The organism is Streptomyces sp. NPDC002206 (assembly GCF_053593595.1).
Genome location: NZ_JBSFCW010000035.1, coordinates 48,588 through 70,248, shown reverse-complemented (window position 1 = coordinate 70,248; position 21,661 = coordinate 48,588). Strand labels below are relative to the sequence as shown.

The 21,661-nt window shown below is 68.7% G+C and carries 16 protein-coding genes and 3 pseudogenes; 9 read left to right on the top strand and 10 right to left on the bottom strand.

The genetic code is table 11. The features are described 5' to 3' along the window. The 3 genes from ACWCP8_RS35085 to ACWCP8_RS35075 all read left to right on the top strand — a co-directional run. A partial coding sequence (locus ACWCP8_RS35085; protein ID WP_451120342.1) for an integrase core domain-containing protein occupies positions 1-459 on the top strand: 459 nt, incomplete at its 5' end. 162 nt (positions 460-621) lie between these two features. Then, on the top strand, positions 622-804 hold the full coding sequence (locus ACWCP8_RS35080) for a hypothetical protein (protein ID WP_382841753.1): 183 nt from the start codon (positions 622-624) through the stop codon (positions 802-804). A gap of 369 nt (positions 805-1,173) precedes the next feature. Further along, positions 1,174-1,617 (top strand): hypothetical protein, encoded by a 444-nt coding sequence (locus tag ACWCP8_RS35075; protein ID WP_352271315.1) that lies wholly within the window; start codon positions 1,174-1,176, stop codon positions 1,615-1,617. A gap of 27 nt (positions 1,618-1,644) precedes the next feature. On the opposite strand, the gene ACWCP8_RS35070 is transcribed toward ACWCP8_RS35075, so the two are convergent. Beyond that, positions 1,645-2,049, bottom strand: coding sequence for a hypothetical protein (locus ACWCP8_RS35070; protein ID WP_451120339.1), 405 nt, complete (start codon positions 2,047-2,049; stop codon positions 1,645-1,647). Next, a complete protein-coding gene (locus ACWCP8_RS35065) occupies positions 2,046-2,891 on the bottom strand; it encodes an IS5 family transposase (protein WP_352271312.1) in 846 nt (281 codons plus the stop codon). Before ACWCP8_RS35065 ends, ACWCP8_RS35070 begins: the two co-directional genes overlap by 4 nt. A gap of 518 nt (positions 2,892-3,409) precedes the next feature. On the opposite strand from ACWCP8_RS35065, the gene ACWCP8_RS35060 reads away from it, so the two are divergent. The 3 genes from ACWCP8_RS35060 (at position 3,410) to ACWCP8_RS35050 (ending at position 9,810) form a co-directional block, all read left to right on the top strand. Next, on the top strand, positions 3,410-7,609 hold the full coding sequence (locus ACWCP8_RS35060) for a Kelch repeat-containing protein (RefSeq protein WP_352271310.1): 4,200 nt from the start codon (positions 3,410-3,412) through the stop codon (positions 7,607-7,609). A gap of 11 nt (positions 7,610-7,620) precedes the next feature. Beyond that, positions 7,621-9,354, top strand: coding sequence for a kelch repeat-containing protein (locus ACWCP8_RS35055; RefSeq protein WP_352271308.1), 1,734 nt, complete (start codon positions 7,621-7,623; stop codon positions 9,352-9,354). A 267-nt stretch (positions 9,355-9,621) separates the two neighbouring features. Further along, a complete protein-coding gene (locus tag ACWCP8_RS35050; RefSeq protein WP_352271330.1) occupies positions 9,622-9,810 on the top strand; it encodes a hypothetical protein in 189 nt (62 codons plus the stop codon). Positions 9,811-9,953: 143 nt separating this feature from the next. Here the strand turns inward: ACWCP8_RS35050 and ACWCP8_RS35045 are convergent, their stop codons facing one another. Continuing rightward, complete coding sequence (locus tag ACWCP8_RS35045) at positions 9,954-10,469, bottom strand: hypothetical protein (protein WP_352271306.1); 516 nt, start codon at positions 10,467-10,469, stop codon at positions 9,954-9,956. Positions 10,470-10,917: 448 nt separating this feature from the next. On the opposite strand from ACWCP8_RS35045, the gene ACWCP8_RS35040 reads away from it, so the two are divergent. Next, positions 10,918-14,790, top strand: coding sequence for a S8 family peptidase (locus tag ACWCP8_RS35040; protein ID WP_451120335.1), 3,873 nt, complete (start codon positions 10,918-10,920; stop codon positions 14,788-14,790). 782 nt (positions 14,791-15,572) lie between these two features. Here the strand turns inward: ACWCP8_RS35040 and ACWCP8_RS35035 are convergent. The 3 genes and pseudogenes from ACWCP8_RS35035 to ACWCP8_RS35025 all read right to left on the bottom strand — a co-directional run. After that, positions 15,573-15,785, bottom strand: a pseudogene (locus ACWCP8_RS35035) (transposase family protein); the annotation flags it as partial. A 122-nt stretch (positions 15,786-15,907) separates the two neighbouring features. After that, positions 15,908-16,432: a VOC family protein gene (locus ACWCP8_RS35030; RefSeq protein WP_451120333.1), complete on the bottom strand. Its 525-nt coding sequence runs from the start codon at positions 16,430-16,432 to the stop codon at positions 15,908-15,910. 249 nt (positions 16,433-16,681) lie between these two features. Beyond that, positions 16,682-17,710, bottom strand: coding sequence for an alpha/beta hydrolase (locus ACWCP8_RS35025; protein WP_451120331.1), 1,029 nt, complete (start codon positions 17,708-17,710; stop codon positions 16,682-16,684). A 66-nt stretch (positions 17,711-17,776) separates the two neighbouring features. On the opposite strand from ACWCP8_RS35025, the gene ACWCP8_RS35020 reads away from it, so the two are divergent. Together ACWCP8_RS35020 and ACWCP8_RS35015 are read left to right on the top strand one after the other, a co-directional pair. Further along, entirely contained in the window at positions 17,777-18,331 is a 555-nt protein-coding gene (locus ACWCP8_RS35020; RefSeq protein WP_451120329.1) for a MarR family winged helix-turn-helix transcriptional regulator, read from the top strand. 176 nt (positions 18,332-18,507) lie between these two features. Continuing rightward, on the top strand, positions 18,508-18,732 hold the full coding sequence (locus ACWCP8_RS35015; RefSeq protein WP_451120327.1) for a hypothetical protein: 225 nt from the start codon (positions 18,508-18,510) through the stop codon (positions 18,730-18,732). Positions 18,733-18,910: 178 nt separating this feature from the next. On the opposite strand, the gene ACWCP8_RS35010 is transcribed toward ACWCP8_RS35015, so the two are convergent. From ACWCP8_RS35010 to ACWCP8_RS34995, 4 genes and pseudogenes are all read right to left on the bottom strand, one after another. Continuing rightward, positions 18,911-19,273 carry a hypothetical protein gene (locus ACWCP8_RS35010; protein WP_352272023.1) on the bottom strand — a complete coding sequence of 121 codons (363 nt, stop codon included), beginning with the start codon at positions 19,271-19,273 and terminating at the stop codon, positions 18,911-18,913. A gap of 70 nt (positions 19,274-19,343) precedes the next feature. Beyond that, a pseudogene (locus tag ACWCP8_RS35005) lies at positions 19,344-20,809 on the bottom strand (NF041680 family putative transposase). A 174-nt stretch (positions 20,810-20,983) separates the two neighbouring features. Beyond that, positions 20,984-21,406, bottom strand: coding sequence for a hypothetical protein (locus ACWCP8_RS35000; RefSeq protein ID WP_328891764.1), 423 nt, complete (start codon positions 21,404-21,406; stop codon positions 20,984-20,986). Positions 21,407-21,452: 46 nt separating this feature from the next. Then, positions 21,453-21,617 (bottom strand): annotated as a pseudogene (locus ACWCP8_RS34995) (NF041680 family putative transposase); the annotation flags it as partial. Positions 21,618-21,661 lie beyond the last annotated feature (44 nt).

The window sequence follows — 21,661 nt, the reverse complement described above, 5'->3', positions numbered from 1 at the left end:
ACCGGGGTGACCGCGCACCCCACCGCGCAGTGGGCGGTACAACAGGCCCGGAACATCGCTGCCGACCTCGGCGAGCGGGGCGCCGGGCCACGGTTTCTGCTACGCGACCGCGACAGCAGGTACACCGACGCCTTCGATGCCGTCTTCACCGCCGAGGACACGGAGGTGCTGCTCAGCGCGCCCCGGGCACCACGCATGAACGCGCATTGCGAACGCGTGATCGGCACCATCGGCCGCGAGGCCCTCGACCACGTCCTGGTCCTGGGCGAGAACCACGCCAGGAAGGTCCTGACTGACCACCAGGACCACTACAACGGACACCGGCCGCACCGATCCCGGCAACAGCTACCGCCCAGCGCGACCGAGCAGCCCGCAATCGTGCACGCCCTCGACGACCGAACCCTGCTCCGCGCCAGGGTTGTCGGAGGCATCATCAACGAGTGTCGATACGCCGCGTGACCTGCAACGACGACTTTTCGAGCCCCACAGCACCGGCCTGCTTGGCACGTGGTGCCCAATCTGTGTCCAACTCCTGCTGGACAGCGCCCTGGACAGGCAGTTTTGAACTCATCCCGCACGGCCCGCTCCGGGCCGTCCTTGCCCTCACGGGGAGTTCCCGCCATGAGTCCGCTGAAGATCCTGTCTCTGCTGCTTGCCCTGTCCACCGCCCTCAACATCGCGATCACAGTGGGTCTACTTGCCCGCCGTTCTGGTGCCGGGGTCCCTCAGGCGATCCTCAGCGGCGCGGGCGCCGCAGCCACAGGTCTCGGCATCTACTTCGCTGGCGTCACCGCCTACAGGTGATCAGGCCGACATCAGCGCCCCCTCCACCATCCGCACCGCGGACGACCGGCGTTACCCCGGCAGGTCCTCATGGGTGACTGACTGCCGGGTGTCCTGCAGCTGGCCGAACCAGATGCGCCAGGCGAAGGTCAGGGTTGTTAGAGGGCGGTTCGCGAGTGATCGTCCGTTTCAGGGCTGGGTTGGGTGAGGCTGGCTGCTGGCGGGCGCGGCTGCTCGTCTGCGCGAGTATCAGGTGTCCACGCTGGTCTACTTGTCGGCTAGGTGGCGTTCCGGATCATTGCGCGCTTGGATAGGCGCATGTCGGAGGGGAAGCGGGGCTCGGCCCGTTGGCGGTATGGCGCGTTGTGCGTAGTCGTTATCGCGATCTTGGTGGGTGCCGCCGCCTGGCTACTGCTTCCTGGTGAAGCAGACCCGCACGACTATCTCCGGGAGCCGGACGACGTGGTTTATGGCGACGGTTCGCTGGCAACCGTGCTTGCGCACTACGGCGTGAGCCTGCCCGACCAGGCGACGGACGTGCGCTTCCATGACGAAGAATCGCTGATCGGTTCCGAAGGGACCCTCTTCCTTCACTTCAAGGTTTCCGACGCCGGCTTGACGTCCCTCCTTCAGACCCTCAACGTGGGGTCACTCACGCCAGGCCTACCTGGCAGCTGGGACGCCAGCGGGGAAGGGCAGCGTTTCGGCTGGAGCTTCCCGGGCAGTTCCTGGCGCGGAGCGCAGGGACCAGCCGAGGGAACCGTCACCGCTTCCGTCGCTGTCGCTCGGGCGGGCGGGGTCAACTCCGTCTATGTGATCGCCGAGCACGTCTGACCCAGCACGAGAAGAGCTGCCACGGACTCACGGGCGGGGCTCCCTGGCGAAGTTGCCGGTGTCGGCTTCGGTGAGGATGCCGAGTTTGACCAGGCGCTTCAGCTTGGCCCGGGTGCCTTCGATGTTCTTCGGCAGCAGTTCATGGCCGAGGGCCTGGCAGACTTCCTTGGCCCGCAGGGGGCCGGTCAACTCGTTGAAGGCGGCGAGGATGCGCGGGTAGTCCGGGTGCTCGGGCAGCTCGGGCGGGGATGCGGGGAGCCGGTCGGCGAGGCCGGTGACGGTCTTGCGGGTGATCGCGAGGTGCTCGAGGTGTGTCTCGGCCTCCCGCAGCCGGGTCTGCAGGTCGTCGATCTGCGCGCGAAGGTCGTCGGCCAGGGCCCGGGCGGCGTCCTCCTGCAGGTCCAGTGCCTGAAGGAGGGGATGAATGTTCACGCGCTCACCGCCTCTTCCCGCCAGGTGGGGGCGTTCGCGCGGGTGAGGCGTCGGGTCATGACGTGGGTCATCGCCCAGTAGACGCGGGAGGCGGAGGAGGAGGGGCGGTGCTCGTAGTCGCGGACCAGGCGCCGGTGCAGTATCAGGATCCCGTAGGTCTGCTCGACCCTCCACCGCTTCGGCTGCGGCACGAACCCCTTGTCCTGCGGGTTGCGTGCGACGATCTCGACGTCAATTCCCAGGCCGACGCCGTGCATGACGACCTGATTCTTGAAGCCCTGGTCAACCAAGGCTTTGCGGACGGTTCCGCCGGCGTGCTCGGCGACCTGGTCCAGCAGGATGATGCCCGCGGCGTTGTCGTGGGTGTTCGCGGCGAGGACGACGACTGCGATGACCAGGCCGAGGACATCCACGGCCAGTCCGCGTTTGCGGCCGGGCACCCGCTTGGCCGGATCGTGGCCACTCGTGGCAGCGGGAACCCCGGCGGCCACATGGACACTCTGGGTGTCCAGGACCACCAGGGTCGGGTCCTCTAATCGTCGGGCGCGTTCACGGACCTGGCAGCGCAGGAGTTCATGGATGACCTGGTCGGTTCCGTCGTCCCGCCAGGTGGCGAAGTAGTAGTAGGTCGCGCTCTTCTGCGGCAGGTCGTGTGGGAGATAGGCCCACTGACAGCCGGTCCGCCCCTGGTAGAGGATCGCGTTCACGATCTCCCGCATGTCGTAGGCGCCCTGGTGGCCGCTGACCGAGCGGTGCCGGTCCTTCCACGCGGTGATCACCGGCTCGATCAACGACCATTGCTCGTCCGATAAGTCACTCGGATACGGCTTGCGTTCACTCACCCGAACACATCACCAGATCAACAACCGCGGACCGGCGGATTCCGTCCCGCCACCACACCATCAGGCGACAGCAGATCCACTCAAAGGCTCATGAACCGCCCACTGAGACCGACGACGAAGAGGGCCGGCAAGAGGAGCCAGGGCGGGGGCCAGTCCGCAGGCCAGCCCTGGTCGAGCATCATGCAGGACGAGGTCGTCAGCCCGATCGTGCAGAGCGGCAGGATCTCCAAGTCTCGTGTGCCTGCCCGCGGCCATGTCCAGCGCGGCGCGAGCTCGGACCGCGCACAGGAGGGGTGGCACAGCATCTCGCGGTGAGGGTTCAACTCGTCATCGGTCAGTCCCAGCACACCGTTAATCGCGGTGGACCAACGCCGCGCTGCCTGCTGTGCTTTCTGGCGACTTTGCGGCATGTCGTGAAGCCGTCAGGTAATCGCCATTGCTGATGACGCAATGTACCTGTCAACGTCGAGCCGCCCGCCCCGGGCAGATTCCTCCTCCGTTGACTTCCAAGGACTCCCATGGATACCCCTCATCCGGTACGCCGGTGGCTGGGCCGAGCCGTGCTGACCTATCTGGCGGCAGCCTCGCTGACGGTCGCCGGTATATCCGGCGCGTCGGCGGCCTCCGTGCCGTCGGTGCAGGACGCCGCGGCAACCGCCGCAGGCGGCGCGTCGCCTGCGAGCCGTCCCCTGTGTGACACGCCGACATCTCCCGACACCATGCGGTGCATGGCGCTGAAGCGTACCGACTTGGCGCCGATGACCAGGTCTGCTGCCGCGGCGGCAGCGCCGGCCGGTTACGGGCCGGGCGACATCCAGTCCGCGTACCGGTTCCCGGCCGACGGCGGCGCAGGCCAGACCGTGGCGATCGTCGACGCCTACGACAACCCCAACGCCGAGGCGGACCTGGCCACCTACCGCACCCAGTACGGGCTGCCGGCCTGCACCAGCGAGAACGGCTGCTTCCGGAAGGTGGACCAGCGCGGCGGGACCGACTACCCGATCCCGAACGCCGGTTGGGCCGGCGAGATTGCGCTCGACGTCGACATGGTCTCCGCGGCCTGCCCCAACTGCCGCATTCTGCTGGTCGAGGCGGACACCGCCTCGTACGACGATCTGGGTGCGGCGGTGGACACCGCGGTGGCGCAGGGCGCCAAGTACGTGTCGAACTCCTACGGCGCGCCGGACACCAAGGGCGAGACCGACTACGACAAGTACTACGACCACCCGGGTGTGGCCATCACCGCGAGCACCGGCGACGACGGCTACGGGGTGTCCTACCCGGCGAGCTCCCCGCACGTGACGGCGGTGGGCGGTACCGCCCTCAGGCGGGACAGCAGCACCCGCGGCTGGACCGAGAGCGCCTGGTCCCGTGCGGGCAGCGGTTGCTCGGACTTCGAGGCCAAGCCGGCCTTCCAGCACGACACCGGCTGCGACAAGCGCACCACCGGCGACGTGTCGGCGGTGGCCGACCCGGCCACCGGTGTCGCGGTGTACAACACCTTCGGCGGCGACAGCGGATGGACCGTCTTCGGCGGGACCAGCGCGTCGGCGCCGATCATCGCGGCCGGCTACGCCCAGGCCGGCCCCGCGACCCCCGGCGAGTACCCGAACACCTTCCCGTACCTCAACCTGGACAACGACGCCCTCAACGATGTCACCTCCGGGGCCAACGGCAGCTGCACCCCGGTCTACCTGTGCACCGCGGTCGCCGGGTACGACGGGCCCACCGGGCTCGGCACGCCGAACGGCGTCGGCGCGCTGCGGCAGCCGGGCGCGCACGGCGCCATTGCCGGTACCGTCACCGACGCCTCGACCCACAAGCCGATCGAGGGCGCCGCGGTGAAGGTCGGCGGCCACACCACGAAGACCGACGCCACCGGGGCGTACACCTTCCCGCTGAACGTCGGAACCTACGACCTGACCGTCGACGCCTACGGCTACGGCATCGAGAAGGTCACCGGTGTCACCGTCACCGATGGCGGGACCGCCACCCGCGACGTGGCACTGACCCCGGTCCCGGTGGCCAAGGTCAGCGGCCGCGTCACCGACGGCTCCGGGCACGGCTGGCCGCTGTACGCCAAGCTGACCGTCGACGGAGTGCCGACCGGCCCGTGGTACACCGACCCGGTCACCGGGCGGTACTCGCTGACCCTGCCCAGTGGGCACGACTACACCGTGCATGCCACCGGTGTCTCCGACGGCTACCGCAAGCTGGACCGCACGGTCTCGGTGTCGGACAAGGGCGCCACGGCGGACCTGAAGGTCCCCGCGGACAGCACGCGCTGCGTGGCCCCCGGCTACCACGTGAACGGCCTCTACGAGGAGTTCGGCTCCCAGAAGAAGCCGGCCGGCTGGACGGTCGTCAACCACACCGACGACGGCGCCTGGGAGTTCGACGACCCGGGGACGAAGGGCAACCGGATGAAGACCGCCGGTGCCTCTGGCGGGTTCGCCTCCGTGAACAGCGAGTTCGCCGGGTTCCACAAGCGTCTGGACACCGAGCTCGTCACTCCGGCCGTGGACCTGTCCACGGTGGACAAGCCGGTGATCAACCTGGCGACCGAGTACTTCTCGCCCTCCGCATTCTCGGACTCGACAGCGAGCATCGACCTGTCGCTGGACGGGGGAAGCACCTGGAAGTCGCTCTGGAGCCACACCAACCCGACCGTCGGCCCGGCGCCGCTGTCGATCGACATCCCGCAGGCCGCGCACCAGGCCGATGTGAAGGTTCGCTTCCACTACTGGACCGCCGGCAACCGCGACATGTGGTGGCAGCTCGACAATGTGCTGATCGGTGCGGCGGACAGTTGCGACCCGGTGCCGGGCGGGCTGGTCGTCGGCCAGACGCTGGACGCCAACACCCAGCAGCCGATCGCCGGCAGCACCGTCGTCTCGCCGGACGCGCCCGACGCGCCCGCGCGCTCGAAGGTGACCGACGACCCGGCCGTGGGCGACGGGTTCTTCACCCTGTTCGTGCCCAAGGACGGCAGTAGCGACCTCACCGCGAGCCACACCGGCGGGTACTCCGCCGACACCGAGCACGTGCAGGTCCGCAAAGACGCGGTCGCCGAGACCACGTTCCGGCTGACGGCCGGCCGGCTGAGCCTGCACACCTCCGGGGTCTTGGCCACCGGCGCGATGACCGGCAAGGCGGCCGGCCGGACGGTCGAGGTCCGCAACACCGGTACCGCTCCGCTGTCCCTGCGTCTGAGCGAGCGCAGCAACGGGGCGACCCTGGCCGACGCGCCGGTTGCCACCGCGGCGCCGAAGCAGGCCCGATCGCAGACCAAGGTCACCGCCGGCCCCATGACCGCCAAGGACCTGGCGGACTCGACCACGCCGAGCGTCCCGGTCGCCGACGGCAACGGCTGGGCGCCCACCGCCCAGTACCCGACCGGGATCACCAGCTCCGTGGTCGGCGTGCACGACGGCAAGCTGTACTCGGTCGACGGCATGGACGGCGCGAGCGTCGCCACCAGCGCGGGGTACGCGTACGACCCCAAGACGATGGTCTGGTCGCCGCTCCCCAAGGGGAACCTGCCGCGGCAGCTGCCCACCGGCGGGTTCATCGACGGCAAGCTCTACATCACCGGCGGCTGGTCGGGCTCGTCCCGCCCGCTCACCAGCACCGAGGTGTTCGACCCGGCCGCCGGCACGTGGACCGACGCGGCGCCCATGCCGATCCAGCGCACCGCCGCCGGCACCGCCGTGCTGAACAACAAGCTCTACCTGGTCGGTGGCATGCCGGACAACGCCTCGGAGCAGTCGACCGACGTCCAGGTCTACGACCCGAAGACCGACCGGTGGACCAAGGCCGCGCCGTACCCGGTGCCGGTCTCGCTGGAGTCCTGCGGCGCCATCGGCGACAAGCTGTACTGCGCGGGTGGCGAGTCCGACAACGCCCTGTACGACAACGCCTACGTCTACGACCCGGTGCACGACGCGTGGTCGAAGATCGCGAGCCTGCCGAAGGCCACCTGGGGCGCCGCGTACGCCTCGGCCAACGGCAAGCTGATCGTCACCGGCGGCGTGACCGACGGCCTGGTCTTCGGCACAGTTACCAACACCAGCTGGGCGTACGACCCGGCGACCGACTCCTGGCAGCAGCTGCCGTCCCTCAAGAACGGCGTGTACAAGGCCTCGGCCGCAGCCGGCTACTACGTGATCGGAGGCCTGAACGGCAGCTTCAGCCCGCGGCGCGACGGCGAACTGCTCGCCGGGTACGACGCGGACAGCTCCGGCAACGTCCCCTGGCTGGCGGCCGACGCCCCGCGGCTGACGCTCAAGCCGGGGCAGATGACCGAGATCACCGTGACCCTGGACCCGGGCGGCACCGAGCAGCCCGGCACCTACCAGGGCGCGATCGAGGTCGGCACCGACAGCCCGTACGCCGTCGACGACATCCCCGCCACGCTGACCGCCACGCCCCCGCCCAGCTGGGGCAAGCTGACCGGCACCGTCGACGGGGTGGCCTGCGACAGCAACCGTGCACCGCTGTTCGGCGCCTACCTGGAGATCGACAGCGACACCGCCGGCTACGCCCGGCGCACCGACGCCGACGGCCACTACTCGCTGTGGATCGACTCCGGCGTCGGAACGCTGAACGCGATCGCCAGCAAGGACGGGTGGCGGCCGGCCCACCGGACGGTCGACATCTCCGCCGGGCACACCGTTACCGCCGACTTCGGCCTGAAGCCCTCGGCGAGCTGCTCATGAAAGAGGCAACGATGAGAAAAGCGGTGCGCGGCCTGGTCGCGCTCGGCATCCTCGCAGCGACGATCGGCCTGACGGCGACGCCCGCGTCGGCCGACGGGGACGCGATCACGGTCGACCCCGGGTCGGTCGCGGTCACCCTCCAGCTGGGCCAGACCCGGCAGGTGGCGTTGTCGCTGTCCAACCCGACCGACACGGACGCGACCGTGTCGCTGGACGACGCCTCGAGCGCCGTCGCCCCGACCGCGGCGCCGGCTTCGCCTTCGGCCAGAACCGCGACACCGGCCGTCACCATCCCCACCGAGACCACCGGGCACATGCTGGCCGGCAAGGAGCTGACCAGCGCCGCGCCGGCGACCGCGACGGCCGACGGCTGGAAGTCGCTGGCCGCACTGCCGACCGCGACCATGGACAACGCGGTCGGCGTCTACAAGGGCAAGGTGTACTCGGTCGGCGGCGTGGTCGGCAGCGGGTTCCTCGCCCAGCAGACCGCGGCTGGCTATGTGTACGACCAGGCGTCCGACAGCTGGTCGTCGCTGCCTGACCTGCCCGACTACCAGGGGCATCCGGGCGCCCGGGAGAAGCCGGCCGGTGCCTTCATCGACGGCACGTTCTACGTCACCGGCGGCTGGATGCACGACGGCTCCGCCGAGGGCTCCACCCTGGCCTACCAGCCGGGGGCCACGAGCTGGACCAATGTGGCCACCAACCAGGTCCCGTACGCCGCCGCCGGCACCGCCGTGCTGAACGGCAAGCTCTACCAGGTGGGCGGCTGCCGCTCCGGCTGCGGCAGCACCGACGTGCGGGTCTTCGACCCGGTGGCCAAGAGCTGGTCGAATGCGGCCGCCTACCCGCAGCGGACGTCCTGGACGTCCTGCGGCGCGGTCGCCGGCAAGCTCTACTGCGCGGGCGGGTTCGTTGACAGCCCCAGCGGCCCGCAGTACAGCCGGGCGACCTACGCCTACGACCCGGACACCGACACCTGGACCCGCATGGCCGACATGCCGCAACCGCTGTGGGCCTCCGCGTACACCGCGGCCGCCGGCCGACTGGTGGTTTCCGGCGGCAGCACGGGGAGCACCACGACCGGGGTGACCAACGCCGGCTACGCCTACGACGTGGCGGCCGACACCTGGTCAGCGATCCCTGCCGCGCCCAAGGCCCTGTACCGCGGCGGCAGCGTGTGTGGCATGTACACCGTGGGCGGCTCCGTCGCAAAGATCACGCCGGTGGCCGACACCTCGCTGCTGGCCGGGTTCGGCACCTGCTCGGACTACGTGCCATGGCTGTCCGTCAGCCCCAAGCGGGTCACCGTGCCGGCACACGGCTCGGCCACCGTCACGGTCAGCGTGGACACCTCCAAGCTCGACCAGCCGCGCAACCAGACCGCCGCGCTCGACATCACCAGTTCGCTGCCGGGCACCACGCCACCCGTACCGGTCAGCCTCAACGCGACCCCGCCACCAAGCTGGGGCCTGCTCACCGGCACCGTCTCCGGCAAGAACTGCGCCGGCACGGTGGCGCCACTGGGCAACGCGACCGTGGAGGTGGACTGGGACACCGACGGCATCGCGCTGCACACCAACTCGTCCGGCGCGTTCCAGCGCTGGATCGACACGGCGAAGAACCCGCTGACGTTGCTGGCCACCTCCGATGGCTGGCGGGCGCAGATGCGCTCCGTGAGCCTGACCGCCGGCGCGACGAGCACGCAGAACTTCACGCTCGCCGCGTATCCCGGCTGTAAGTAGCAGCCAGGCAGTCCGGTGCTCCAGGGCCGCGCCCACCCGCCAGGTGGGCGCGGCCCTCGCGTTGCCGGCGCGCAGGCGGTGCCGCGTCCAAGGCAGCCTTCGCCCGGGCCGCGGAGCTTCGGACCTTGCGGTTGCCCAGCCAGGTCTCGATGCGCCTCGCGCTGACGCGCCGGATGGCGGCCGCGGTCGGTAGCACGTCAGGAGAATTGCTGGACCCTTGTTGGTCGGATTCAGTGCACGTTCCAATGCCGGGAAGAAATTCAGCAGTTGGTCACGGAGTCGGTTGAGCTGCCGGGTGCGGTCACTCACCAGGTCGGCGCGACGGGTGATGAGGATGCGACGGTCAATCGCTATCGCGTCGCCGGGCGCGCACTGTCCGCGGCCTTGTCGAACAGCTCGATGCACAGCCTCGGCGCATCCGGCCGCGAACTCCTCACCCTCCTCGGCCTCCAATGAGCCCACGTCCGCAATTCCCGCCCCCCGGTACGTCCCGGCATCGCCGGAGCCGCAGCCGCCTACCGCCCCGCGATTACTGGGTGGCCAGCCAGTAATCGCCGACCGTCTCAGCCTCCCGGCTCGGCGTGAGCCCGGGTGAGTCGTCACCCGGATGAAGCCGACGCATTCGCCTCATCCAAGTGACGAGCATCGGACTCGGGCAGCTTTGAGCTGCCTGCGAGCTGCGCTATCTGGATCCCGAGCCGGAGACGGGTTCTGGCACCTGTGAGCTCCATCAGGCCGTGCACACGCCGCTGTACTGTGCGCAACGACAGGCCGAGTCGGCCTGAGACCGCCTGGTCGTTGAGGCCGGCGGCGAGCAGGCCCAGGATCCGGCCGTCCATATGGTCGACGTCGCCGCGGGCCGACTCCTGGGCCGGCCCTTCGGCGGTGACAGTGACAGGTGAGGCCCGCTCCCAGACCAGGTCGAACAGGGCGAGCAGTGCGTCCAGCAGTGCGCTGGGCCGCACCAGCAGAGCGCCCTCGGTGTCTGATCCACTCGTGCTGCCGACGATAGGGACGAGAGCCAGTTCGCGGTCGGCTATCAGTAGCTCCAAGGGGACAGCGTCGACGATACGCACCTGCTCGCCAGCGGTGACGGCGCGGTCCACCGCATCCATGCAACGATGTGCGTCCCCACCCAAGGAACCTGTGAGCCCCTGCCCGGTGGCAGATGCCTGAGGGGACAGCCAGGCAGTCAGCTGCCCTCCTCCGGACCCGGCCAGTGCCCGAGCCCCCAGTACAGGTGCTGCCGAAACTCGTGATCTGCACACCCTAAGCAGCGGCCCACAGCGACCTGCTGACCTGCCGTCGCCTTCGGGGTCCGTCAGCACCGGCAACAAGGGCGCCCCTGCGAGCCATGGCCGAACAGCCTGTGACGGTGCTCCTGTACTGGGAAATTGGCGAGTTCGCGACAAGTCGACTATGCGCCAGCTCTGACTCTGGCGTGGGGCGCTGTCTGCTAGTTGGCTTCGTGCAGCGTTACATCGCTCTGGCGTTCCGTGTCCGCTGCTTATCCGGCGGTGGATCCTTGGCGCGCCCATTTCCAGCCTGTGAGGGGAACAACCCATGCGTATATTCCATGAGAGACGAGCGCGATCGGTCGCCGTCAGCGGAGCGACGCTGGTCCTCGCAGTGTCGCTGACGAGCCTCCCCGGTGCAGCGGTGGCGGCACCGTCGCCGAACGGCGCCGGCCCGATCCCCACGGCGTCCACCGCACACAAGGCGTCGACCGCGTCGACGTTGACCTTGATCACCGGGGACACGGTCGCCGTGACGACCGGGGCCGACGGCAAGCAGGCGGTGAACATCGTCTCCGAATCCGGCACGTCGAAGCAGTTCCAGGTCTCGACGGGCCAGGACGGAGACCTGTACGTCTATCCCGAGGACGCGTTGACCGCGATCTCGGCGGGGACGGTCGACCGCGAGTTGTTCAACGTCACCCGGGCCCTCAAGGACGGCTACGGCGACGCGAAGACCGGCGAGGTGCCGGCCATCGTCGACTTCCAGGGCACCCCCTCCGCCGCCGCCTTGCGGAAGAAGGCCAAGGGCCTGCCGGGCAGCAAGCGCGAGAGGGTCATGCCCAGGCTGGGGATGACCGCGGTGGACGTCGACAAGGCCAAGGCAAAGGGGTTCTGGCAAGCCGTCAGGCCTGTGGCGAAGGCCGGGAAGGCCAGGAGCGGTGCCGCGGCTGTGGTGCCCGGGAGCGCCGGGGTGGCGAAGGTCTGGTACGACGGCAAGGCGAAGGTCACGCTGGACCAGAGTGTGCCGCAGATCGGGGCGCCGCAGGCGTGGGCCGAGGGCTATGACGGCAAGGGGGCGAAGGTCGCCGTCCTGGACACCGGCGTCGACCTGACCAACGCCGACGTCGCGCCCAGGATCACCGCCAGTCAGAGCTTCGTCTCGGGTGAGCCGGTCCAGGACGGCCACGGCCACGGCACCCACGTCGCTGACACCATCGCGGGCAACGGCGCCAACTCCGCGGGCAAGTACAAGGGCGTGGCCCCCGGCGCCGACCTGCTCATCGGCAAGGTGCTCAGCAACGCCGGCTCCGGATCCGAGTCGGACATCCTCGCCGGGATGGACTGGGCGGTCGCCCAGGGCGCCGACGTCGTCAGCATGAGCTTGGGAGCTCAGGTCACCGCCCCGGGCGGGGACGCGATGACCGACGCCGTGGACTGGCTCAGCACTACCTCCCACACCTTGTTCGTCATTGCTGCAGGCAACAGCGGCCCCGGCACCTCGACCCTGGGCAGCCCCGGCATCGCCGACTCCGCGCTGACCGTCGGCGCCGTTGACAAGTCGGATGCGCTGGCGTCCTTCTCCAGCCGCGGCCCGCGCCTCGGCGACAACGCCATCAAGCCGGACATCACCGCCCCGGGTGTGAACATCGTCGCCGCCCGCGCGGCCGGCACCACCATGGGCACCCCGGTGAACCAGTACTACACCGCGGTCAGCGGCACCTCGATGGCCACCCCGCACGTCGCCGGCGCCGCCGCGATCCTGGCCGAGCGCCACCCCGACTGGACCGGTCAGCGCATCAAGGACGCGCTCACCGCCCACTCCAAGGCTTCGGACAGCACCGTCTACCAGCAGGGATCCGGACGGGTCGACATCCCCGCCGCGCTGGACTCCACGCTGGAACTGTCCGGCCGGGCCGACTTCGGCCTCGTCAAGTACCAGCAGGGCACGTACGCCAAGCAGACGCGCACCCTCACCTTCCGCAACTCCGGGTCCGCCGATGCCACCGTGGACCTCGCCGCCGCGGTCAAGGACAGCAGCGGAGCGGCCACGGCCGACGGCGCCCTGACCTTCTCGGGTGCCGGCCTGAGCGGCGGCAAGCTCACCGTGCCGACCGGCGGCAGCGCCGCGGTCACCGTCACCCTCGACCCGAACCTCCTCACGTTCGGGTCCCAGTACAGCGGGTACATCACCGCCACCGCCGGCAACGGCGAGGCCGTGCACGCTCCGGTCGGCGTCGCGAAGGACGCTCAGCAGTACAAGGTCACGGTCAACTTCAAGGACCGCTTCGGCAACATCCCCCTGTTGGCCGGCGGGACCCTCCACGGCCTGGACAACAGCTTCCGGAGTTCTGTTGCGTCCCGCACGGGCAGCGCCACCTTCACGGTGCCGGCCGGCGGCCACTACTCGCTCGAGGGCACCCTCTACACCGCGTTCCCCGGCGGCAACCCGCTGGACCCGTACTCGGCGGACCTTTTCGCCCTGCCGAATATCAACGTCACCGACCGCGACCAGACCTTCGCCGTCGACGGCACCACCGCCACCGACCTCACCATGAAGATCACCGGCGAGCAGCGTCCGCTGGAGGACGCCTCGTACTCCCTGGACGTCCGTCGTGACGACGGGGCCGGGGGCCACCTCGGCATGTTCGCCCTCACCGGCCTGCGCAACGGAACCGAGGAGAAGTTCGGCGCCATCCCCAGTGAGGCGGCCACCACCGGAACCCTGGCCGTGGACACGTTCCTCACCCGGCGCGAGCCGCTGGTCCAGATGTCGGTGACCAGCCCCGAGTCCATCGACATCCCCCTCAAGTCCCCGCTGCTCACCCAGCGGTTCGAGGGGGCCAAGAACGTGGAGCTGGTCGACGCCGGCGCCGGCACCGCGCAGGACTTCGCCTCCCTCGACGCCGCAGGCAAGGCGGTCCTCATCACCGCGTACGACACCAGGACCGTCAACGCCCAGGTCCGCCTTGCCGCAGCCGCGGGGGCCGTCGCGGTGATCGTGGCGCCGTCCACCCCGGGCCCGCGCGGCAGCGGAATCGCCGGCGACCTGACCATCCCGGTCGCCCAGACCGGCTACGACAGCGGCCAGAAGCTGCTCTCGCTGCTCACCAAGGGCAGCGTCGACATCACGCTGAACGGCGTCCTGGAATCCGGCTACACCTACTCGGCGCAGTTCACCTCCAACGGCAGCATCCCCGCCAGTCTGGCCAAGACCGCGGATGTCGGCGACTTCGCCAAGATCACGGACACCTACCACTCCGACCAGACCCGGCACATGGGCTACGAGGTCCTGCCGGTGTGGTCGCCCGGCCAGCCGCAATCGGTCCGTCAGATCCAGCGCCTCAACATGGGCGGCAGCAGGGACGACTACGTGCTGGCGAGCCCCGATCTGGTCTACCAGCCGAGCGTGTACCCCAGCGTCGCCCAGCCCTCCACGTTCATGCAGACACCCCGCCTCACCTACCCCACCCCCGGCCAGAGGTACAAGGAGCCCTGGTTCGCCGCGCCGGTGAACCTGTCGTCGTACGAGTCCGGGTACTGCAGCTTCTGCCGCAGCGACGTCTGGATGCACACCTCGCCCGTCTACCTCGGTGACAGCGACCCCACGCACATCCTGGTCGGGGCGAGCAACAGGTGGAGCTTCTACCGCAACGGCCAGCCGATCACTGATATCAGCAACCTGATGATGCCGGAGCAGGCTGACTACCAGTTCGTCCTGGACACCAAGCGGGACCAGAACTACCCAGGCGTCACTCTGGGCGGCAAGGTCCATACCGAGTGGAACTTCACCTCGGTCGCGCCCACCACGATGGCCGTCAAGGACTGCGACAAGTACTCTCCCAAGCCGACCGTCTGCGCATCCATGCCGGCGATCTCGATCGGCTACGACGTGCCGCTGAACGTGCTCAACCAGGCACCGGCCGGCCAGGCGTTCGTCTTCACCGTCAACGGCGGGCGCTACAAGGGCTGGACGGGCTCCACCGCGATGGCCGGCGCCAACGTCTCGGTCTCCTACGACGACGGCGCCACCTGGCAGCCCACCCACGTCGAGCGCAAGAGCGACAGCTCCTTCCAGGTGGTGGTCAAGCACCCCAAGCTCGCTGACACCAACGGCTTCGTGACCCTGAAGACCGAGGTCAGGGACACCGCCGGCAACCGCACCGCCCAGACCATCACCCGCGCCTACGCCCTCAAGTAAGGGACTGGCCGACCGCGCCACAGGAGACCGGGGCCGCTGTCCTCCGCATCACACGGAGGCGGCGGCCCCATTCCATGTCCGGCCCACCCTCTGCCGCCTGCCGGACCACCTGCCCGGCGGCGCCCACCGGGCGCCGCCGCGAATGCCGTGCCGACGTTCTTGGAAGCCCTCAACGCCCTGGCCGAGAGCGGGATGCACGTCACCCTGGCGTGACCCGCGATCCCCCTTGGATGTCGTGGGCTGCTCTAGGTGAGCAGAGAAGAGAGCTCTGACCTGGTGTTACTCAACTTGACTGAGCGGTTGCGGTGAGTAAAGAGGCGGCTGAGTGGTCTCGGTTGTGGGTGGCGTCGAGTCTTCTATGGGTGCCTGACCAGAGGGTATGCATGCGTTTTGAGTATGGTCGGTTAGGTTGCTCAGTTTGAGCGGACGCTGCGCACTTTCATGGGTTCGCTATGCAGACGGTCATAGATGTTGCGCTACTTGGTCTCCCATTCGCAGGCTTCCCCGACGCATGCTCGGGGGAGAGCCCGGCTGGCGAGGCGGGGCCACGGTGGAGAGTGTGGCGACCTACGGCTGGCGCTGCTGCGCCGACGTCTGTTCTTCCGTCGGCGATCGTGGGTTGCGGCGCGGTTGAGGGGGGAGGCTGCGTATCGGCTGCCTCCTTGAGGAGGATCTCTCCGCGCGGGATGTAGGTGTTGAGCGCGCAGAGGGTTTGCTGCCTCCAGGGCAACACTGAAGCTTGAACGCCCTTGCTGGTCAGTTCGTCTACGGTTTGGAAGCGTTCGGGTAGACGGTTGCGATCCCATGCCGAATCCAGCGGCGAGCTGGGCATAGGTGTCGCCGCACCCCAGGTGAGCCAGCGCAAGGAGCGCCTGACGGCCAGCGGTCAGGCGCCGCCAGCGTGTGCCGATCTCCAGCCGCCGGGTGATGAGTTGACCGGTCAGGTACCTCAGGGTGCGGATGGACAGATCTATTGATGATGGGTAGGCAAGCACGCGAAGCTCCTGGCGACACGGGTGATCTTGGTCGAAATGGCGTCTACCAGGAGCTTCGTCGCGTCTATGCACTACTGCCGGCCCTCAACTCCCGTCGCCTGCAGTCAGGTCGGAAGTTGATCTCAGTGGGTTGGGCGCTGCGGGGCGCTGGCCACCCCTGCCCCCCGGCCGCTGAGCGCGGCGTCCAGGGTCTCCTGGGCCGTACGCATCGCCTCGGCGTACTTCGGCTCGGACATTCGCTGCCAGGCAAGGTCCGGTGCGATGTGCTCGACCCGGCTCATCACCCACCAAATGTTGCCGAAGGGGTCCCGCACCCTGCCGCCGCGATCCCCCCACGCACTGTCGGCAGCCTCGGTGATCACCTGAGCCCCGTGCGCAACAGCAGCAGCCATGGCGGCGTCCGCGTCCGGGACATAGACCCGCAACAGGGAGGGCATCACCGGCCAGTCGGGCCTTCGGTCGAAGGCCAGCACGACCGTGTCGCCGACTCGGATCTCGCCGTGACCGATGGTGCCGTCCTCGACCGGCACCCGTGCAATCTCTTCGCCGTCGAACGCGATGGTGATGAAGTCAAGCAGTGCGCCGGTGTCGTCGGTGACCACCCACGGTGCAACGCTGGTGTAGCCCTCGGGTGCAGTCTGACTCATCGGTGTCGTCCCCTCCTGTGGTTCTTCGTGACATGACGACACTAGGGATCAACTAGGACAGTTCTGTTCCTAGATGATCCCGGAGTCAGCACGACCCTCGTCAGCGCCCTGGTCATAGCCGTCCTCCCTCTAGAACCTCGCGCTGAGGATGAGAAAGGCTCATTCTCGTTCGCTCTGGCGGATTCTCGTCGGGGTGTGCTCTGAGCGGCAATATTGCTTCGTTCGTGGGGTTTGATCTAACCCGGGAGGTCAAGGCCGATCGGCGATGCGGTGTGCCAACCAGGCAAGGGCGGGCGGCATCCGGTACTCGACGGCGTGGTGGCCACCCTCGAACAGCTCGAAATGCACGATGTCGTCGGCCACTCCGACTTCCGTAAGCGCATCGCGGAAGGCCAATGCGCCCAGGTCGAGGAACCACTCGTCGCGGGTGCCGGCGTCGATCCAGATGCCGCGCTGGGAGCGGAGGGCGTCGGCGTGCGTGGTGGCCATCCGTACCGGATCCCAGGCCAGCCAGCGCTGCCACTCGTTCTCGCGCAGGGCCCCGGTGCGGGGGTCGAAGGGAAGGATGGGGGAGCCGTCGTGGCCTGGGGAAAAGCAGGCGGAGACGCCGAGGATCTCCAGGAGGTTCAGGTCCTCCTCCTTGGTGAAGGCGGCCCGCGAGCGGAAATCATCCCACCAGCGGAAGATGTCGCCGCCGTAGGGCCGCAGTTGGCGGGCCGCGGTGAGGAAGTGCGGGTGGTACTGGGCCTCGGACAGCGAGTCGCCGGAGTGGGTGGCGAAGGCGCCAAACAGATCCGGGCGGAGCATCGAGGTGACCGCGGCGCCGAGTCCGCCGCTGGACTTGCCCGCGATGGCTCGGTGGTCGCGCGCGGGAAGCGTGCGGTAGCGGGCGTCGACGTACGGCACGATCTCTTCGCACAGGTAGGAGTGGTAGCAGCCGGTACCGGGTGAGTCGATGAACTGGCTGCCGCCGTAGGTGGTCCAGGCGTCCACGAATACCAGCAGCATCCCGGGCGCCTCCCCGCGGGCGAAGATCTCGTCGGCGAGCTCGGGGACTGGCTTCCGAAAGGCCGTGCGGTTGCGCCAGACCGGGAGCGTTCCCGCGTAGCCGAGTAGCAGATACGTGACGGGGTAGCGGCGTTCGGGCGCATCGTCGTAGCCGGGCGGGGTGTAGACCCACAGCGGTCGTTGCGCCGGGTCGTTGAGGGGGTTGCCGCGGAGCAACGCGCTGTCGATGACGTGTTCGTCGATGCGGCCGGCGAGCGTGAAGGTCGACATGCCTCGGGACAGTACTACGATTTCAAAATATCTGAATGCATAATTTCTGGAGGGTAGGGTGACGCCGTGACATCACGACATTCGGCAGCGGAATCGGCGCAGCTACGGGACTCGATCGACCGGCACATCGCCCGCTGGGGGCGTGAAGTCCCTGGCCTGGTACCGGAGTTGGAGGGCACCGTCACCCGCATGCAGAAGCTTGTGCGGCACCTGCAGCAAAAGAAGGAGGCCGCCCTGGCGCGGCACGGCCTGAAGCTGTGGGAGTACGAGATCCTGTGGCGCCTGCGCTCGGCGGGAGAGCCCTACCGCATGGCACCTACACGTCTCGCTCAGGGACTCGGCGTCCACCCCGCCACCCTCACCAACCGCCTCGACCGACTGCAGTTGGCGGGCCTGATCACTCGCGAGCATGCACCTGAGGATCGCCGCAGCCTTCTCGTCGGCCTGACTCCCCAGGGGGCCGCAACGTGGGCGGCGGTGATCGACGACCAGCGGGAGGCCGAGGCCACACTGCTCGCGCCCCTGGCCAAGAAGGAGTTGGGGCACCTGGCCGCCCTCCTGCGGGCCGTGGCCCTCGCTGTCGAGGAGGACGGCCCGCCCCTCATGCCGCACGTCGACTGAACCTTCCAGCACCACCACTCAGTCGGACCCTTCGACGAGTTCCTCCACCCCGGAGGAGATCAGCGGGACGCCACGACGGCCCTCAGCCAGTGCACCGATGAGCCTCTCAGTCCCACGGCCGTTGCCCACAGCGTGAAGCCCAGGAGGAGCGCCGCCGCCAGGAGCGCGAGGAGGAGTTGCGCCGCCGGGAAGCGGGGGAGTGGGCGTGCCCGTCCTGTGGCGGCCCGGTCTACCCCGGCGATGCCTGGGGCGCACCGGTGGCCTTGGGCGGTCTGTACACGGTCTGCCGCACGTTCACGGACAGCCAGCAGCCGCAGACGGCAGAACGGACGGTCTCGGTTGCGGAGGCCACCGAGACCAACGGGATCCTGACCCGCCTGCGCGGCAGTAGCCGGTCGTGAGGACAAGAAGGGGCTCATCCTCGGTGCGCTGGCAGCAGATCCGGCACTGGCGAGCTGGCTTTGCAACAGGGGTGCTACGAGGCAGCAACGGACTTCCCACTTCGACCCAGGCGCCCCTGCGATGCACATGAGCCACGGCTGAGCTGAGCTTGACGTTTAACGTCCGGCCTGAACTTGCTCAGTACAATTCGTCGAGTTGATCAACGACGGACCGCAGCTCGCGAGCTCGAAGTCGGGACATGCCGAGTATCACGGCTTCCAGCAACTTCCGGGCCTTGAAGGGGCTGCCGCAGCATTGCCACACGCCGCAGCCGCCGTCCTCGTATTCGATCCAGAGTCTGCGGTACGGATTGTGTACGAGGTCGCGCCACATCCTGACGGCGTCGGCCGTGTCACCGACGTGCAGGTAGTTCCGGCTGGTCTCGACCCTGGAGACTTCGGCATGAGCTGCCGAGGACAGGCCACGGATGCGTGGTCGGTAGGTGAGCTGGTCCCGCAGGTGCTGCCCCGCGCGGACTTGCCCTGGCCGCTTACGCGGCATGGGCCTTTCTGTGGAAGGTCATGGGGTGATATTGCCAGAGGAGACCGTGCCATGGCACATCACTTGCGGCTCAGCTGGTGCGTCGCGGCTTCGTCCCCTTCTTGTGGTAGGCGGGTGGGCTATATGCCTCGCCGGTGGCGAGTACCCGGCCCACGTCATGACGAGTAGCTGGGCGGCGGTTCTTCGAGCCAAGCGGGCGGCCGGGGCCGGGCCGGGTGGGTTTCGGTGCACCGGCTGGAGTGCCCGTCTTCGCCCGCAGGTTCCTGAACCCGCGACGGACTCGGGCCGGGGTGAGTTTGTTCGGTTCCGTCGGCCTCTCCCACGGCCGGCGGAATCTCGCGCGAGTGTGCGGGCGAGGCGGAGTTGAGCGTGTGCGGCCAGGACGAGCCAGGTCCAGCGGTCGGCTGCTGCCGAGTCCCGCAGCTTCGGTCGGGTCCAGCCGAGGTTCTGCTTGAGGAGCCGGAAAGTGTGCTCCACGTCGAAGTGGCGGAGGAAGGCCTGCCAGCACCGGTCGACGTCCTTGGGGCGGGCGCCGGTGCCCGACCACCACAGCCAGACGGGCTTGTTCACCCCGCCGCTGGGCAGCTTCTCGACCGACAGGCGGATCACGGTGCCCTCGATGATCGGCAGCGGCCCTTCGTGATCGCCCCATGCCGCCCGGCGGGTCAGCCGGGGATGCAGCCGGTCCCACGCCTGCGCGGTCGCGGTCCCGTATCGGTCGGTGTTCGTGAGGGTGACCGCGTCCGGCTCCGCCCAGGTCTCGGGGCGGCCGATGATGAATTCGCCGCCGTGCTTGGGTGGGCGGCCGCCCTGCGGCGGACAGATCCACGGCACCGGAACGGGCCTGCGCATCACCCGGTCCGAGCGGAGCCGGCCCAGCACCTCGACGGGCAGGTCGGCGAGGAGATGAGCGATACGGGATGCGTCGTATCCGGCGTCGAGCACGACCAGGACATCCGGGTTACTCTCCCGCCACTGGCCGGCTTCCACGAGACGTTCGACGACGTCGCGGACCTGGTCTGCGGTGACCGCGGCCAGGTCCGCGCCGGGCTCCAGCTGGATCGCGTCCAGCAGAGCCGTCCACGAGGTGCGGCCGGTCTCAAGTGCCGCAACGATCGAGTAGGGCCAGCCGGGGACCATCTGGTGCTTGCCCAGGCCCCGGCCGAAGGTGTGACGGAAGGAGCGGTCCGAGCAGATGTCGGCATCCGGTCGAAGCCACGGAGCGACGTCCACGGCCAATACCAGGCGACCATCGTTCGCGCGGGGCAACGGCACGCCCGCCAGCGCGCGACGAAGCCGGGCGACGTCGATCCGGCCCCGGTTGATCCCTGAGTACAGGGCGCCGTGCCCGCGTCGGTGCTCCGGCGCGAGCGCCAGGTCCACGAGGGTACGGACCGGCCCGTCGGTGCACAGTAGAGCATCACACAAGTCGAACAGGGCATCCGCCCGCGACGTCAGGCACGCGTACAGCTCCGACCGGAACTCCGACAACTTCGACAACGCGTCTCGTTGTACGCTGTGCTCGACCAGTCCCACGATCCCGGCCTCCGTGCTGAATCAACCCTGAGTGCAGGATCGGGGCCCGGCCTCTCGCACGTCCCGTGAACTGGGGAAACTCCGAACAAGTTCGAGCCCCGTTCGAAGCCCGACGATAAACGTCAAGCTGAGCTTGTTCTTTAACCCTTTCGGCGTTCAGGGACTGAACTGGATTCAGAGTTTCAGTGGTCCGAAGGTGCCGTCTCGGAACGTGAAGACGGTCGGCTCGGTGTCGAACTCCTCCCGGAAGTACCCGCTGTAGCCAGGTTCTTCGACGTGGGGTGCGAGCAGGTCCAGGACGGTGTAGAGGTCACCCATCATGTCGTCGAGCCAGAGGTTGCGGCTGAACAGTCCCCATGCGTGGAGCTCACCACCGGGCGTGAAGCCTCGGGACTGGCGTCGTAGGGACACGAAATCGCCTCCTGGCAGGCGACTGTCCGGATCTGGGGAGAGCAGTGGATACGAGTGCTCCTCCGCGTCGAGCTCTGCTGGACGCTCGGGGGCCAGGCCGAGGTGCCATCGCAGGGCTGCCAGGACCGTGTCGGGCGTGTCGTCCCGGAGGAAGCACGTGAAGACGACTTCGTAGTGGAGGCTCACGGGAGTGCATTCTGCCCGGCGCCACTGACAGACCCAGATCATGGCCTCACAGCCGGGCTTGATCACGTTCGATCAGGGTGCCCGGGCGTCTGACGGTCTTGCCCACGTCGTAGCGGGTGGCGGGCTGCTTGTTCTTCGAGCCGAGCGGGCGACCGGGGCCTGGCCGCGATGGTTTCGGCGCACGGGCCGGGCAGTGCAGAGGCTGTCGCACAACTGCCGGACTCCAACTGTCAAGGGGGAGTTGATGTTCGAGTT

Bases quoted from the DNA above. Each gene is read 5' to 3' on its own strand.
- ACWCP8_RS35080 (WP_382841753.1), top strand. From the start codon at position 622: ATGAGTCCGCTGAAGATCCTGTCTCTGCTGCTTGCCCTGTCCACCGCC.
- ACWCP8_RS35060 (WP_352271310.1), top strand. From the start codon at position 3,410: ATGGATACCCCTCATCCGGTACGCCGGTGGCTGGGCCGAGCCGTGCTG.
- ACWCP8_RS35055 (WP_352271308.1), top strand. From the start codon at position 7,621: ATGAGAAAAGCGGTGCGCGGCCTGGTCGCGCTCGGCATCCTCGCAGCG.
- ACWCP8_RS35045 (WP_352271306.1), bottom strand. From the start codon at position 10,469: ATGGATGCGGTGGACCGCGCCGTCACCGCTGGCGAGCAGGTGCGTATC.
- ACWCP8_RS35040 (WP_451120335.1), top strand. From the start codon at position 10,918: ATGCGTATATTCCATGAGAGACGAGCGCGATCGGTCGCCGTCAGCGGA.
- ACWCP8_RS35030 (WP_451120333.1), bottom strand. From the start codon at position 16,432: ATGAGTCAGACTGCACCCGAGGGCTACACCAGCGTTGCACCGTGGGTG.
- ACWCP8_RS35025 (WP_451120331.1), bottom strand. From the start codon at position 17,710: ATGTCGACCTTCACGCTCGCCGGCCGCATCGACGAACACGTCATCGAC.
- ACWCP8_RS35010 (WP_352272023.1), bottom strand. From the start codon at position 19,273: ATGCCGCGTAAGCGGCCAGGGCAAGTCCGCGCGGGGCAGCACCTGCGG.